Source organism: Sphingomonas humi, assembly GCF_039536725.1.
GTDB classification, from domain to species: domain Bacteria; phylum Pseudomonadota; class Alphaproteobacteria; order Sphingomonadales; family Sphingomonadaceae; genus Sphingomicrobium; species Sphingomicrobium humi.
The window spans coordinates 387688-402330 of record NZ_BAAAZD010000002.1 but is presented as its reverse complement, the minus strand read 5'-3'; the positions used below and the strand labels follow the sequence as shown (position 1 = coordinate 402330).

At 66.2% G+C, this 14643-nt stretch carries 16 protein-coding genes; 7 read left to right on the top strand and 9 right to left on the bottom strand.

Going from position 1 to position 14643, the window contains the following annotated elements; all coding sequences use genetic code 11:
* The first annotated feature begins 2 nt into the window (after positions 1–2).
* Positions 3–320 (top strand): 2Fe-2S iron-sulfur cluster-binding family protein, encoded by a 318-nt coding sequence (locus tag ABD729_RS09840; RefSeq protein ID WP_344710067.1) that lies wholly within the window; start codon positions 3–5, stop codon positions 318–320.
* Here the strand turns inward: ABD729_RS09840 and ABD729_RS09835 are convergent.
* Complete coding sequence (locus tag ABD729_RS09835; RefSeq protein ID WP_344710066.1) at positions 298–1605, bottom strand: MFS transporter; 1308 nt, start codon at positions 1603–1605, stop codon at positions 298–300. The genes ABD729_RS09840 and ABD729_RS09835 overlap by 23 nt on opposite strands.
* 21 nt (positions 1606–1626) lie before the next feature.
* On the opposite strand from ABD729_RS09835, the gene ABD729_RS09830 reads away from it, so the two are divergent.
* The 3 genes from ABD729_RS09830 (at position 1627) to ABD729_RS09820 (ending at position 3635) form a co-directional block, all read left to right on the top strand.
* Entirely contained in the window at positions 1627–2160 is a 534-nt protein-coding gene (locus ABD729_RS09830) for a copper chaperone PCu(A)C (protein WP_344711401.1), read from the top strand.
* The gene (locus tag ABD729_RS09825) at positions 2150–2803 is read left to right on the top strand and encodes an SCO family protein (protein WP_344710065.1); all 654 of its coding nucleotides are present in this window, start codon (positions 2150–2152) and stop codon (positions 2801–2803) included. The genes ABD729_RS09830 and ABD729_RS09825 overlap by 11 nt, the downstream gene beginning before the upstream one ends.
* Before the next feature lie 94 nt (positions 2804–2897).
* Positions 2898–3635 (top strand): leucine-rich repeat domain-containing protein, encoded by a 738-nt coding sequence (locus ABD729_RS09820; RefSeq protein WP_344710064.1) that lies wholly within the window; start codon positions 2898–2900, stop codon positions 3633–3635.
* A 24-nt stretch (positions 3636–3659) separates the two neighbouring features.
* Here the strand turns inward: ABD729_RS09820 and ABD729_RS09815 are convergent, their stop codons facing one another.
* A complete protein-coding gene (locus ABD729_RS09815) occupies positions 3660–4523 on the bottom strand; it encodes an alpha/beta fold hydrolase (RefSeq protein WP_344710063.1) in 864 nt (287 codons plus the stop codon).
* 42 nt (positions 4524–4565) lie between these two features.
* Between ABD729_RS09815 and ABD729_RS09810 the strand changes: the two genes are divergently transcribed.
* Both ABD729_RS09810 and astD read left to right on the top strand, forming a co-directional pair.
* A complete protein-coding gene (locus ABD729_RS09810; protein ID WP_344710062.1) occupies positions 4566–5930 on the top strand; it encodes a protein adenylyltransferase SelO family protein in 1365 nt (454 codons plus the stop codon).
* Positions 5931–5976: 46 nt separating this feature from the next.
* Complete coding sequence (gene astD / locus ABD729_RS09805) at positions 5977–7401, top strand: succinylglutamate-semialdehyde dehydrogenase (protein WP_344710061.1); 1425 nt, start codon at positions 5977–5979, stop codon at positions 7399–7401.
* 66 nt (positions 7402–7467) lie between these two features.
* On the opposite strand, the gene ABD729_RS09800 is transcribed toward astD, so the two are convergent.
* Complete coding sequence (locus tag ABD729_RS09800) at positions 7468–8958, bottom strand: replicative DNA helicase (RefSeq protein WP_344710060.1); 1491 nt, start codon at positions 8956–8958, stop codon at positions 7468–7470.
* 125 nt (positions 8959–9083) lie between these two features.
* On the opposite strand from ABD729_RS09800, the gene dcd reads away from it, so the two are divergent.
* Positions 9084–9638 (top strand): dCTP deaminase, encoded by a 555-nt coding sequence (dcd, locus tag ABD729_RS09795; protein WP_344710059.1) that lies wholly within the window; start codon positions 9084–9086, stop codon positions 9636–9638.
* On the opposite strand, the gene ABD729_RS09790 is transcribed toward dcd, so the two are convergent.
* The 6 genes from ABD729_RS09790 to rnr form a co-directional block, all read right to left on the bottom strand.
* Positions 9639–9953, bottom strand: coding sequence for a hypothetical protein (locus ABD729_RS09790; RefSeq protein ID WP_344710058.1), 315 nt, complete (start codon positions 9951–9953; stop codon positions 9639–9641).
* Positions 9954–10022: 69 nt separating this feature from the next.
* Positions 10023–10199, bottom strand: coding sequence for a YegP family protein (locus ABD729_RS09785; protein ID WP_344710057.1), 177 nt, complete (start codon positions 10197–10199; stop codon positions 10023–10025).
* A gap of 79 nt (positions 10200–10278) precedes the next feature.
* On the bottom strand, positions 10279–10830 hold the full coding sequence (locus tag ABD729_RS09780) for an NADPH-dependent FMN reductase (RefSeq protein WP_344710056.1): 552 nt from the start codon (positions 10828–10830) through the stop codon (positions 10279–10281).
* A gap of 103 nt (positions 10831–10933) precedes the next feature.
* On the bottom strand, positions 10934–11809 hold the full coding sequence (locus ABD729_RS09775; protein WP_344710055.1) for a c-type cytochrome: 876 nt from the start codon (positions 11807–11809) through the stop codon (positions 10934–10936).
* A gap of 149 nt (positions 11810–11958) precedes the next feature.
* Positions 11959–12180: a hypothetical protein gene (locus ABD729_RS09770; RefSeq protein ID WP_344710054.1), complete on the bottom strand. Its 222-nt coding sequence runs from the start codon at positions 12178–12180 to the stop codon at positions 11959–11961.
* Between the two features lie 182 nt (positions 12181–12362).
* The gene (gene rnr / locus ABD729_RS09765) at positions 12363–14636 is read right to left on the bottom strand and encodes a ribonuclease R (protein WP_344710053.1); all 2274 of its coding nucleotides are present in this window, start codon (positions 14634–14636) and stop codon (positions 12363–12365) included.
* Positions 14637–14643 lie beyond the last annotated feature (7 nt).

Below are 14643 nucleotides of genomic sequence, written 5' to 3'. Positions count from 1 at the left end.
CAATGCCGATCATCAACGTGACGACCCGCGACGGACTGACCAAGGCGATCGAAGGCCGCGAGGGCGACTCGCTCATGGAGAACCTACGGGGCGGCGGGATCGAGGAGATTCTCGCCTTGTGTGGCGGATGCTGTTCCTGCGCGACCTGTCACGTCTTCGTCGCGGACGACTGGCTGTCCGCTCTGCCGCCGATGAGCGACGACGAGGACGATCTTCTGTCGACCAGCGGCGTACGCCAGGCCAACAGCCGACTGTCCTGCCAGATCCCCTTCGCCGCCACCCTCGACGAAATCGAGGTCACCGTGGCTCCGGAGGACTGAGCGGAGGCTCGGCCGCCGGCCGCCGCGCCTTGATCGGCGCGGTCTCGGGAAGCATCGCCATGGCGACTATCCCGATGACCACCGCCACCAGCACGTAGTAAGCCGGGACCAGCGGGTCCGCGGTCACCTTGAGCAGCCAGGTGATGGCGAATTGCGCGGTGCCGCCGAACACCGCCACCGCCAAAGCGTAGGAAATCGCCAGGCTTCCCGAGCGCACCCGTGGCGGCAAAGCCTCGGTCAGGCACACCACGCCGGCAGCGGGACCGATGGCGTTGAACAGCGACAGCCAGAAACTGACCACCATCAGCGTCATGGTGGTGGGCGAGGCCTGAAGCAGCATGAAACCCGGCAGCAGCGACAAAGCGAGGATTGCCATGCCGCCGATCATCACCGGCTTGCGCCCGAGCCGGTCCGACATCCAGCCGCCCGCAAGATTGAAGATCACCGCCGCGATCCCGTAGAAAATCGTCGCGGTGAACGCCTCCTGCGCGGGAAGCCCGAGGTTCCGCTGCGCGTAGACATTGAGATACTGCAGGCCATAGGTCGGGATGGTGGCACTGGCGATCATCACGAAACCGAGGATGGCGAGACGTCGCGGCGAGCGGCCGTGCACGGCGACGCTGTCGGGTTCGTCATGGGCGAACTCCAGTGTCTCCTCGAGCTTCGAGCGGGCGAACAGGCCGAACGGAACGATCAGCGCCCCGAGCAGCATCGCCGCGCGCCAGCCCCAGCTTTCGAGCGCGGTGGCGGTCAGCAGGGCGGCCAGCGTGAAGCCGACGATGCCCGCGACCAGCGAGGCCAGTTCCTGCGTCGCATATTGCACCGACACCACCGTGCCGCGATGGCGGGGCGGTGCGCATTCGACGAGATAGGCGGTGGTCGGACCGACCTCCCCGCCCATGGCGAACCCGAGGATCAGCCGGAACAGCAGCATGAGTATCGGCGCTGCCATGCCGATGGCAGCATAGGACGGGACCAATGCCTGGCCGAAGACGGCAAGCCCGGCGAGGCTGAAAGACAATAACATCGCCGGCTTGCGGCCGCGGCGGTCCCCGTAGCGGCCGATCACCAGCGCCCCGATCGGCCGGGTCAGGAAGCCGATCGCAAAGGTGCCGAGGGTCAGCAACAGTTCTGTCGACGGGTCGCCGGTCGGATATATGGTCTTGCTGATCTGGACCGCGAAGACCGAGAAAATGATAAGGTCGTAAAAGGCCAGTGCATTGCCGAGCCCGACGGCGATGATCCCGCCGCGGGTGATCTTCGGCCGGTCGAGACTTGCGGTCATGGCGGCACCCCCGTGCAAGCTATGCGGCCGCACCCGATTGCTGGCAAGCACGGCCACGAGGACGGCTGGACCGGCGCCGGCGCCACCCCTAAATGCCCGCCGATGCGAACCGCGACCCTTTTCATCGCTGCCCTGCTGGCGACGCCCGCCATGGCAAGCCCGGGCGACCTTCACGTCCAGGGCTATGCCAATGCCGGGATCAGCGGCAGCGCCGCCTATGTCACTGTCCACAATGGCGGGAGCAAGGCCGACCGCCTGCTCGGCGCCAGCAGCCCGGCTGCATCGAGCGTCACCATCCACCAGGCGAGCAATGCCGGCGGCGTGATGCGGATGCGGGCCGCGGGGCCGCAGACCCTGGCCCCAGGCGCGATGATCGCGATGAAGCCGGGCGGCCTGCATCTGATGGTGATGGGCCTCAAGTCCCCGCTGCGGCCGGGCGCCAGATTGCCCCTGGTGCTGCGCTTTGAAAAGGCGGGTTTGGTTCGGGCCAGCCTTCCGGTCCTGCCGCCCGGTGCGCAGGGTCCTGCGGCGGCGGAGGCCCATCATGGCCATTGAGCCGCCCTCGCCCTCCCCTTCGCCCAAGCTCAAGGTCCTTCGGCTGACCCTGTGGTCGCTGGTCGGGCTTGCCGCGATTGCTTTCGCCTGGCTGCTGCTCGTCCGTCCTGATGCCCCGACCGTCACCAGCCGCGCCGACCCCGGAATGCCCGGCTTCAGCCTCGGCGGCCCATTCACGCTGACCGGCAGCGACGGCAAGCCGTTTGTGAGCGACAAGGCGCTGAAGGGCCGGCCCTATGCGATGTTCTTTGGCTTCACCCATTGCCCGGACGTCTGCCCCAACACGCTCGGCAAGCTGGCCAAGCTGCGCCGCGAGCTTGGCAAGGGCGACAGAGCGTTCGACATCGTCTTCGTCTCGGTCGATCCGGCACGTGACACCCCCAAGGTCGTCGGCGACTATGTCGGCCTGTTCGGCACCCCGATCATCGGCCTGACCGGAAGCGAGGCCGAGGTCGCGGCGGTGGCCAGGCAGCATGCCATCTATTCGGCCAAGGTCCCCAACAAGGAGGCCGAGGGCGGTTATACGGTCGATCACGGAAGCCAGGTCCTGCTATTCGGCCGCGACGGCAAGTTCGTGTCAACTATCGCGCAGGAAGAAAGCGAAGCACCCGCGCTGGACAAGCTGCGGCGGATCACGGCCTGAGGCGACGGAAAGCGGCGGTCTGCCGCAACTTGTGATCGAATATTAAGGTCAAGCTGCCATCCGCGTCAGAGATGTTGTCGACCGAGGCCTGCCAGTGATCGAAGCCAATGCGGATCTTGAGCGCGCGATGAACGACCGCTTCCGCGGCCATGACGATCGCGACTTCATGGTTTGGGCCGACGAGCACGCCTATCAACAGGCAAGCGATATATCCGCGGCCGCGACCAAGGCATGGATCGGCCGCAAGAAACTCAATTATCGCGGCATTCGAGACAGGAAGTCGCTCACCCATCTCATCGCTGGCAATGTCGACCAGTCTTTTCTCGAAGAGATCGGATGCCTGACCCAGCTTGAGCGGCTCGAGCTCGAATGGCCGATGGTCGCCAGGGATTTGTCGCCCTTGCTCGCGCTGCCGAAGCTTCGCTTCCTCAGCATCGATAGCCCGCGTCACATCTCCAGTTTCGCTTCGCTGCTCGAGCTGCCCTCGCTTCGAACCCTTATCCTCACCGATGCGAAATTGATGGAGGATCTTCGCTGGCTGAGCGACGCACATGCGCTGGAGGTTGTCGGCATCGAAGGCGGCACCTTCGCTACGCAGAAAATCCCCAGCCTTGCGCCCCTTGCAGGCCTTTCAGAGCTGAAGGCATTTCTGGGCGTGTCCACCGCATTGGCGGACCAGGATTTGCAGCCGCTTGCGACCTGTCTCAAACTCGAATTCCTGGGAATTGCGCAGGTCGCGTCGAAAGAGCAATTCGAGGGACTGAAGGCGGCAAAGCCAGGCCTCGTCTGCTCCTGGTTCAGGCCTGAGATGTGGGGTCAGCACGGCGCCTGACCCCCGCTGGCACCGCAAAACTTTTCAGTTCTTGACCCGTGCAAGCAGCCGTTCGACCGCCGCGATGCTTTCGGGTTCGTCAAAGCTTGGCGCGTGACCCACGTCCTCGATGGTGACGAGTTCGGCATCGCCGCCGAGTTCCTTCACCATGCGGTCGGCGGTCGCCTCGGTGAAGAGGTCGCTGAGGGCGCCGCGAAGGATCGTGACCGGGCGACCCTTCAGATAGTCGAGCCACGGCCACAGGTTGGGCTGCGTCGCCTCGTTCGCTTCCGCGAAGGGCTCGGCGATCCGCATGTCATAATCGTAGACCACATGGCCGCCTTCGTCGCGGCAGCAGCGACGGGCGAAGCGCTCCCATTCGGCCGGACCCCAATTGGGATAAACGTCTCCGGCGCGTTCCATCATGGTCGCCGCGGCTTCGGCAAAGCTGACCCAGGCGATCGGCTTTCCGACATAGGTCCGGATACGCTCGATGCCGCCCGGCGCGACTTCGGGACCGATGTCGTTCAGGCACGCTCCGGCGATCCGCTCATTCTCCATCACCGCGATCAGCATGGTGACGAGGCCGCCGAGCGAGGTGCCGACGAACACCGCTTCGGCAATGCCGAGCTGGTCGAGCAGCTTGATCACGTCGCGCGCATAGGTCGGCGGCATGTAGCGGGACGGGTCGGGATCGGCGGCGCTGCCACCGCGGCCGCGGAAGTCGAGCGCGATCACCCGCCAATCGCCGGCGAAGCGCTCGGCCACCGGCTCGAAATCGCGCGCGTTGCGGGTCAGGCCCGGAAGGCAGAGGATCGGAGGCTGGTCATGGTCTCCGCCCGCATAATCGCGATAATGGAGCCGAAGGCCGTCCGTGCTGTTGTAATGTCGGTCCTCGTACCGCCCCACTCGGCTACTCCTTGCTAGTGCCATGCCCTCTATCCGGTGAAGATGACGCTTCCGCAACCCTATCGCCCCGATCCGCGCATCCTCGAGCTTGGGGACAGCTTCTACGACCCCGTGGCAGCGGCGGTCTTTCCCGGCTGCACGCCGCGGTTCCTGAACCTTCGGGCGGCGCAGGAAGTGGGGCTTCAGGATGTCGACTGGGCCCGGCATTTCTGCCGGTTCGAGCCGCTGGACGGCAATCTCCCCGCTCCGCTTGCGCTGCGCTACCACGGGCATCAGTTCCGCTCGTACAATCCCGACCTTGGCGACGGGCGCGGGTTCCTGTTTGCGCAGCTGCGGGACCAGGCCGACCGGTTGATGGACCTTGGTACCAAGGGGTCGGGCCAGACCCCGTGGAGCCGTGTCGGTGATGGGCGGCTGACGCTGCAGGGCGGAGTTCGCGAAGTACTGGCGACCGAAATGCTTGAGGCGCTGGGCGTGCCGACCAGCCGCACCTTCGCCCTGTTCGAGACGGGCGAGGAGCTGGAGCGCAACGACGAGCCCTCCCCCACCCGGGCCGCGGTGATGACGCGGCTGAGCCATGGCCACATCCGCATCGGCAGCTTCCAGCGGCTTGCCTTCCACGAGGATGTGGAGGGGCTGGACAGGCTGGTCCGCTATTGCCTCGAGCATCTGTACGGAGAGGCCCCCGACAGCGGTGCGGAGCGCTTGTTCGCGCTTGCGACCGAGCGGACGGCAGTTCTCGCGGCATCCTACATGGTCGCGGGGTTCGTCCATGGCGTGCTCAACACCGACAATATCAACATCACCGGCGAGAGCTTCGATTATGGCCCGTGGCGGTGGGCGCCGGAGTGGGATCCGGCATTCACCGCCGCCTATTTTGATCACATGGGGCTGTACGCCTTCGGACGGCAACCGGAAGCGATCCAGTGGAACCTGGCGCAGCTGGCCGGCTGCCTCGCCCTGCTGACCGAGGGTCATGAGCGGCTGCAGGAAATACTCGAAGGTTTTGCCGGGCAATTCCACGCGGCGTTGGCTTCCGGGATGGTACGACGGCTTGGCCTTCCCGCGCGCGGCGGCGATGAGGACAGGTTGGTCGCAAGGGCCGCCGTGAAGGCGCTCTCGACCAAAGCGTGCGGCATCGACCGCTTCTTCTTCGACTGGCGCGGGGGCGAGAAGCCGACGGGCGAAAGCTATGCCGATCCCACCTTTGCTGCGCTGGCCGACGCGATCGGCGACCGGCGCGGGACGCGGGACCACCCATATTGGTCGGACACCGAGCCCTGTTCCATGCTGATCGACGAGGTCGAGGCGATCTGGTCGGCGATTGCCGAGCGCGACGACTGGGCTCCGTTCGAGGCCAAGGTGGCGGCGATCCGCCGCATGGGCGAGGCGATGGGCGAGGGTTGACGAGGCTGCCGCGCTGGTCTTGTTGGCCGCAAGTCGAAGGAGCCCCATGTCCCTTTATTCCTACGAACCCGCGACCGGCGCCACGCTCTGGTCGGGGGAGGTCGGCGACGCCGCCGCCGAAGTCGCGCGTGCCCGTGATGCGTTTCCCGCCTGGGCTGCCCAGCCGGTCACATACCGCGCAGAAACCCTCCGCCGGTTCGCCAATGTCGTCCGTTCAAACGAGGCGCAATTTGCAGAGCTGATCGCGCGGGAAACAGGCAAGCCCCTGTGGGAGGCGATTACCGAAGTCGGCGCGGTCGTGAACAAGGTCGAGATTTCGATCAGCGCCTATATGGAGCGGACCGGAACCACGCGGCAGGAAGCGGCGCTGGGATCGAAGATCGCGGTCCGGCACAAGCCGCACGGCGTGCTGGCGGTGCTCGGTCCCTATAATTTTCCCGCGCACCTGCCGAACGGGCACATCGTTCCGGCGCTGCTGGCCGGCAATTGCGTGGTGTTCAAGCCTTCGGAGAAGACCCCGGCCGTCGGGGAAATGCTGGTCCGGCTCTATCATGAGGCTGGCGTGCCGGAAGGCGCGATCCGGCTGCTGGTGGGCGGTCCCGAGGAAGGCCGTGCCCTGGCCGGTCAGGACGGCATCGACGGCCTGCTGTTCACCGGCTCGGCGCGCGCCGGTCAGGCCTTGCACCGCCAGTTCGCGGAGATGCCGCACAAGATCCTTGCGCTTGAACTGGGCGGCAACAACCCCCTGGTCGTCTGGGATGCGGCCGATGTCGGCGCGGCGGCGACCATCGCGGTTCAGTCGGCCTATCTTTCGGCGGGTCAGCGCTGCACCGCCGCACGGCGGCTGATCGTGCGGGACGGCAAGACCGCAGACCAGCTCGTCCGCGCCATGCTGAAGCTGATGGACCGGCTGATCCTTGATGAACCTCTCGCCAGGCCGCAGCCGTTCCTCGGGCCGGTCATCGACAATGCCGCGGCGGACCAGGTGCAATCGCAATTCCTCGACCTCATGATCAGCGGCGGGCGGGTGATCCGCCGGCTCGACCGCCCGCAGGAGGGTCGGCCGTTCCTGACGCCGGCCCTGATCGACGTGACCGAGGTCGCGAGCCGGCCCGACGAGGAGATTTTCGGACCCGCGCTGCAGTTGATCCGGGTGCCCGACTTCGACGCCGCCATCGCCGAGGCCAATGCCACGCGCTTCGGCCTCGCGGCGAGCCTGGTCGGCGGATCGCCCCAGCAGTTCGACCGCTTCTGGAGCGAAGTCCGGGCCGGCGTCATCAACTGGAACAAGCCGACCAACGGCGCGCCGTCGAACGCTCCCTTTGGCGGTGTGGGCCTCAGCGGCAATCACCGGCCGAGCGCGGCCTATGCGGCCGATTATTGCGCCTATCCGGTCACCAGCAGTGAAGCGGAAATCGCGCGGGCTTCGATCAACGAAGGCCTGCGCGATCCGAATATGTTGGGCGACTGAAGGGGCAAAGCGGGCCGGAGCAGCTGTTGAAAGCGCTCCGGCCCGCAGCCCCCTCCCGGGCCCCGGTCAGTGGAAGTCGGGCGTCTGGCCTTCTTCCACGAGATCGCTGAACTTGGTGATGCGCGCATCGAAGCGCAGCGGGACCTTGCCAGTCGCGCCGTGGCGCTGCTTGGCGATGATCAGTTCCGCCTTGCCGTAGATGCGGCCCATCTCCTCCTGCCAGGCGGCGAAGTCGGCGTGGTCGACGGGCGGCTCCTTCGCCTGCAGGTAATAATCGCCGCGATAGATGAACCAGACCATGTCGGCGTCCTGCTCGATCGAGCCGGATTCGCGAAGGTCGCTGAGCTGCGGGCGCTTGTCCTCGCGCTGCTCAACCGCACGGCTGAGCTGCGAAAGCGCGACGACCGGCAAATGGAGTTCCTTTGCGAGGCTTTTGAGGCCGCGGCTGATCTCGGAAATCTCCTGCACGCGGTTGGCATCGCCGCCCTTGGAACTGCCGGACAGCAGCTGGAGATAATCGACGATGATAAGGCCGATATTCTTCTGGCGCTTGAGGCGGCGCGCGCGGGTGCGAAGCGCGGCGATGGTCAGGCCCGGCGTGTCGTCGATGTAGAGCGGCAGACTGTTCAGTTCGCCCGCGACCCGCGCGAATTCGCGGAATTCGTTGAGGTTCATGCTGCCGCTGCGGATCTGCGAGCCGGGGATGTTGCTCTGTTCGGCAAGGACACGCGTGGCCAGCTGGTCGGCCGACATTTCGAGGCTGAAGAAGGCGACTGCGGCGCCGGCCGAGCGAGCAGGATCGATCCCGTCGCTGATGTCGCGAAGCATCCGCTGGGCAGCGTTGAAGGCGATGTTGGTGGCAAGCGAGGTCTTGCCCATGCCCGGACGACCGGCGAGGATGATGAGATCGGAGCGGTGCATGCCGCCCATCCGCGCATTCACTTCGGTAAAGCCGGTGGTGATGCCCGACAGCTTTCCGCCGTTGGTCAGGGCGGCTTCCGCGATCAGCAGCGCTTCCTTGGAGGCGTCGGCGAAGGTCTTGACCTTGCCTTCGCCCCCGCCCTGCTCGGCGACCTTGTAGAGTTCGGTTTCCGCGCGCTCGATCTGCTCGAGCGGCTTGACATCCTCGCTGGTGTCGAGCGCGCTGGTGACGAGGTCGCGGCCGACACCGATCAGGCTGCGCAGAAGCGCGAGGTCGTAGATCTGCGACGCAAAGTCGCGCGCGGCGATCAGCGCGGCGCCCGAACCGGTGAGCTGGGCGAGATAGGACGGGCCGCCGACCTGCTTCATCGCCTCGTCGGCTTCGAACAAGGGTTTGAGCGTGACCGGGTTGGCAATCATGCTGCGATCGGTGAGGCGGAGGATCGCCTCGTAGATGCGGCCGTGCAGCGGCTCGAAGAAATGGTCCGAGCGGAGCTTTAGCTGAACGTCCTCGACTAGCCGGTTGTCGAGCAGCAAGGCGCCAAGCAGCGCGGCCTCGGCCTCAACGTTGTGGGGCAGCTGCTGGACCGGGGGCTCGCTGGGCCCGGCGCCCGGATGAAGGAGGATTTCGGCCATGGGCATGGCTGATACGCCTTTCCGCGAGGACGCCAAGCTGTGGATAACGAGGATAACGTGGGCTTCCCGGAATTCCGCGAGCCGAGATTCGACGAACCGTTCGGCGCAAGGCTAAGCCAGCGCTCATGAGCATTCTTTCCGACCGCTGGATCCGCGAACAGGCCCAGACGCAGGGCATGATTGAACCGTTCGTCGAGGCGCAGCGGCGCGACGGCTGCATCAGCTATGGCCTGTCGAGCTACGGCTATGACGCGCGGGTCGCCGACGAATTCAAGATTTTCACCAACGTCGATTCGGCGGTGGTCGACCCCAAGGACTTTGCCGCCAACAGCTTCGTCGACCGGAAGACCGACGTCTGCATCATCCCGCCCAACAGCTTCGCGCTGGCGCGGACGGTGGAATATTTCCGGGTGCCGCGCGACGTGCTGGTGATCTGCCTTGGCAAGTCGACCTATGCGCGCTGCGGGATCATCGTGAACGTGACCCCGCTCGAGCCCGGGTGGGAGGGGCACGTCACGCTCGAATTTTCGAACACCACGCCGCTTCCGGCCAAGATCTACGCCAACGAGGGCGCGTGTCAGTTCCTGTTCCTGAAGGGCAACGAGCCGTGCGAGGTCAGCTATGCCGACCGCGCCGGCAAGTATCAGCGGCAGAAGGGCGTCACCCTGCCGCGCCTTTGATCAGGGAAAGGCGCCGTTGATGCCGAGCAGGCCGACGGCAAGCGCGATCAGGGCGACCAGTGCCAAGGCGATCCTGAGTCGTCCAAAGCGTTGCTGGGTCAGCCGGTCAAAGGCCGGAAGATCGAGCCAATATCGGCCGGGTTGGCTCTCGTGGATCGCGCCGCCGCTCCTCAGCTCCTCGAATTGCCGCCGCTCGAAGCCGTTTTGCGGCTCGAACGCGACCGCACGATCGGGGCGAACCGCGTCCGCTGAAAAGAAAACATGCTGGATGTGGCGGCGCGCCCTTGCCGTCAGTGCCGCTGCTGCCGTCGCCATATCCCGCGCTCTCCTCTTATCACCCGCAACGTGACGAGAAGAGGAGCGGTGCGCAAGGGCGCGGCAGTGTCAGGTCGCGTCGTGAACCTCGGCCATGGGGCCGTTCTTCTTGATCGAGTCGATGGCGTTCTGAGCCGAGGCCTTTGATTTGTAGGTCTCGGTCCAGAAGACCTTTTCGCCATTATATTCGAAGCTGGCGACATATTCGCCGTTCGAGGATTTCTTGATCACGAACTTGTGCGCCATCTGCTGCCCTGCCCGTGAGAGAAGATCATTGTAGCAGGATCAATGTCGCCGAGGAACGACGACGGCTCGCAGCCGCTCCCTAGAAACGCTCGACCCAGGCGACGAAGCTGTCGGCAAAGCCGTCGATGAGCTTGGCCAGCCCCTCGTCGCTGATCCGCCCGTCGTCGCCGAACTTGTCGGCGGAAAGGTTGCCGACATACATTTCGGGCTGCCCCAGGACGTGAGCATCGAGGTGGACGAGGCTCTGCCTCAGGGCATGGTTGCTGCCGAAGCCGCCGGTGCCGCCCGTCGACTGCGTGACCACCGCCGCAGGCTTCTTCTGGAACACGCCCTGGCCATAGGGCCGCGAGCCGATGTCGATCGCGTTCTTGAGCCCGCCGGGGACCGAGCGGTTCCATTCGGGCGTCACGAACAGCAGGCCGTCGCAAGACTTCACCGCTTGCCGGAAGGCGGTCCACTCGGGGTGGTCGGCGTCCTTTTCGAGGTCGGGATTGTAGAGCGGCAGGCCGTGTACCGGAATGTCGCGGAAGCTGAGGCGATCGCCGACCGCAAGCTCGATCCCGCGGGCAAGCTTCTCGGTCAGGCTCTCGGCGCGCGGGCTACCGCGAAGGACGGCGATGGTCTTGGGCATGGAGGCTCCTCTGCAGCTGGTCGCGATTGCTCGCTTTGCCGGGCGGCCGTAGCAGCCGACAGCTGGCCTGCGGTAGAGGGCACGCGGTTGTGACCGCCTGCGTTCAGCTCGTGCTTGCGCTTCGCGCCTGAAGCCTGGCGGCGCGGGCCTGAAGGTAGCCGAATAGCTGCTCCACCTCCTGGTCGGTGAAGTGACTGAAACTATTCCGGCTGGTGTCCTTCATCATCTGGAGGTGGCGGCCGCCGGGCGGGAGGCCGGTCTTCATCAGGGCGGCGAACTGCGCCTTGTCGTAGCTGCCGACCACCGTGAGGTCGGGCGACACGGTCCCGGGCTTGACCTCCTGGCCGGTGAGGTCGGACGCGTGACAATCGGCGCAGATGGTCATCGCGAGGTGGCGTCCCGCAACATGCTGGGGCCCGACGTCGAGCGCCGGATGCTCCCGGTAGCGGGCCATCAGCGCGGGTTGGGTCTGAAACTTGCCGAGGGCGACGCCAATGTGCCCGATCGGCCCGAGGGTCATCTTCGGCAGTTCGCTCCCGCCGCGTGGAAGCGAGCGGATGAAGGCGATCAGGTCGGACACTTCCTGGTCGGTGAAGGCCGCGTAAGTGGACGATGGCATGATGAACAGCGACCGCCCGTCATGGCCGATGCCCTGGCGGATGGCTTGGGCCAGTTGCTCGTCGCTGGCCTTTGCGGCGACCAGGGTGAGATTGGGGGCGTTGAGCGTGGCGAGCCCGGGTTCTTCGAGGAACTTGCTCCCCCGCAAATCCTGGCCGTGGCAATCGAGGCAGGTGGCGGTCTGCGCAAGGTGCTGACCGCGCGCGGCACTGGCGCCCGCCATGACGATATGCTCCGGCCGTGGCTCGACCGTCCGGGACAGCGCATAGGCCGACATCCCCCACACGCCTGCCGCCGCCAGCACAGCAAGGCCCGCCACGCCGGCAAGGCCGTACCCGGCCCACCGTAATGCTTTGACCATGATCAGTTCACCCCTGTTTCCCCTTCGGGAGGGGTGCAACTAGCAAAAATCGGTTGTTGCCGCGAGCCATTGCGAAAGGTTCGAGCCCTGACCGCATAACCAAGCATGAGCGCTCGATCCGCGGTCAGGGCCCGGCGCCATCGCCGCGTTCAGCGGTTCTCCTGATCCAGTTCTTCCCACTCTTTCTGGGTCAGGCAGGCGCGTTTCTGAAGCCGCGTGCCGGTCGTCACCAGCTTGCGGCAGATCTTCTTTTCGGCGGCATCAGGCTTGGCGGACGTGTTTGGCGCGTCCTGCGCCGGGGCCTGGGTAGCCGGCTGGGCGGCCGCCATGGTGGCGCCGAAAATAGCGACGATTGCGAACTTGCTGACCACGATCCATCTCCTGTTGAACAAGGAGAATCCTAGGGGTGGCGCCTAGCGCGGGCCATCAGCCGCCTGACCACCTGACGAGCAGGGAAACGTCCCCGTCGAAGGCCGCGGATCGACGAACTGCCTTTGCAGTTCTGTGGCTTCGACCAGCGACGAACGCACTCACGCCATCGGCGAACGGCGACTCAGCGTTTGCGGCCCTGGTGGCGGATGTTCCCGGGCCGGCCGCGGCGGCCCATCACGGGCTTGCGGACGCGGTCGCGGCGCTCGGTGGGGCCACGGCCGTAGCTGCCTTCCGGAAGTTCGAAGCGAAGCGCGCCGCTGACCGGGTTGGCCTCGACCAGCCGCAGCTGGAGGCGCTGGCCGACACGGAAGGTTTCGCCCGTTTCGTCCCCGATCAGCTGGCGGGCGGCCTCGTCGTAGCGGAAATATTCGCGGCCGAGTTCACCGGCCGGGATGAGGCCGTCGCCGCCGAGACCATCGACGGTGGCGAAGAAGCCGAACGGCTGGACGCCCGAGATGCGGCAGTCGAGCAGCTGGCCGACATGGTCCGCGAGATAGGCCGCGACATAACGGTCGATGGTCTCGCGCTCCGCCTCCATCGCGCGGCGCTCGAGCATCGAGATATGCTCGCCGATCTCGGTGAAGCGGGCGGCGTCTTCGGGAGGCAGGCCCCCTTCGCCGAGCTTGTAATGGCTGACCAGCGCGCGGTGGACGAGGAGGTCGGCATAGCGGCGGATCGGCGAGGTGAAGTGGGCGTAGGAGGGCAGCGCCAGCCCGAAATGCCCGAGCGGATCGGGCGAATAGCGGGCCTGCGTCTGGGTGCGCAGGACCTGCTCGGTGATCTCGGGCTTGGCATCGCCGTCGCCGACCCGCTCGAGGATACGGTTGAAGGTGGCAGGGCGCACGACCTGCCCTAAGGCGAATTCCATGTCGAAGGTGGCAAGATAGTCCCTGAGCGCGACCAGTTTCTCGCGGCCCGGCGTTTCGTGGACGCGGTACATGACCGGCGCCTTCTTCGCCTCGAGCGCCTTGGCCGCGGCGACGTTGGCGGCGATCATGTAATCCTCGACCAGCTTGTGCGCGTCGAGCCGTTCGCGCGGAGCGACCGACATGATGCGGCCCTTCTCGTCGAGGACCACCTGGCGTTCGGGCAGGTCGAGTTCGAGCGGTTCGCGCTTCTGGCGGGCGGCGAACAGCGCGGCCCAGCAGTCCCACAGCGGCTTCAGCGCACGGTCCACCAGTTCGGCAGGAACCGGACCCTCAATCTCGGGCATGGAGCAGGGTGAAGAAGACACTTCGGTGCGCTCTTCGCGGCTCGCGTCGATTGCTCGCTGCGCGTCCTCGTAGGCAATGTTGGCGGCGACGCGGATCACGGCGCGGGTAAAGCGATGGGATTTCAGCGCGCCGTCGGGGCCGACATGGAGATGGCAGGCGAGCGCGGCGCGGTCCTGTCCTTGCTTCAGCGAGCAGATGTCGGACGACAGTTCGTGCGGGAGCATCGGGACGACGCGGTCGGGGAAATAGACGCTGTTGCCCCGGCGGCGCGCCTCGCGGTCGAGATCGCTGCCGGGGCGGACGTAGAAGCTGACGTCGGCAATCGCGACGATCGCGTCCCACCCGCCATCCTCCCGGGAACTCGCCCAGATGGCGTCATCGTGGTCGCGGGCGTCCGCTGGGTCGATGGCGACGATCGGAAGATGGCGCAGGTCCTCGCGATCCGAGCCGAGCGGGGTCCGCGAGACCTCCCGCGCTTCCTCGACCGTCTCGCGCGCGAATTCGTGGGGAAGGCCATGCTTGTGGATGGCGATCAGGCTGAAGCTGCGCGGGGCGAAGGGGTCGCCGAGGACGGCATCGACCTTGGCCGAAACGCGCGGCGGGCGGCCCGACGGCTCGGCCAGGACAAGGTCGCCGGTTTGAGCCTCGCCTAGGTCGGACAGGGGCAATTGCCGGCGTTCGCGCTTGTCGACCGGCTTTAGCCATTTGCGGCCGTCCTCGTCCTCGTGGACGACGCCGAGGATGAGGTCGGCCGAGCGCTGCAGCTTCTTCATCAGGTGCGCGACCTGGCCCTGCCCGCGCTCCTCCGTGCGGGCGAGGATGCGATCGTTGAGGGCGAGCGCCGAGCGGCGTCCTTTCTCGATCACGCGAAGCCTTGGCGGAGGCCCCTCCCCCTGCCAGTTGTCAGGAACGGCGACGGCCCCCTCCTCCACCGCGACTACCCTCAGGACAGTGACCCGCGGCACCCCACCTGCCTTGTGGAAGGCGCGGCCCGGTGCGCTGTCGATCAGCCCTTCGTCGGCCATGTCCTTGAGCAAGGCCTTGAGCATGATCTTGTCATGGCCGTTGAGGCCGAAGGCGCGCGCGATCTCGCGCTTTCCGGCGGGCTGGCCCGACTGCTGGATGAAGTCGAGGATCTGCTTGGGGGTCGGCAGACCCTTCGGGGCGGGTTTGCGAGGCATTCTTGTC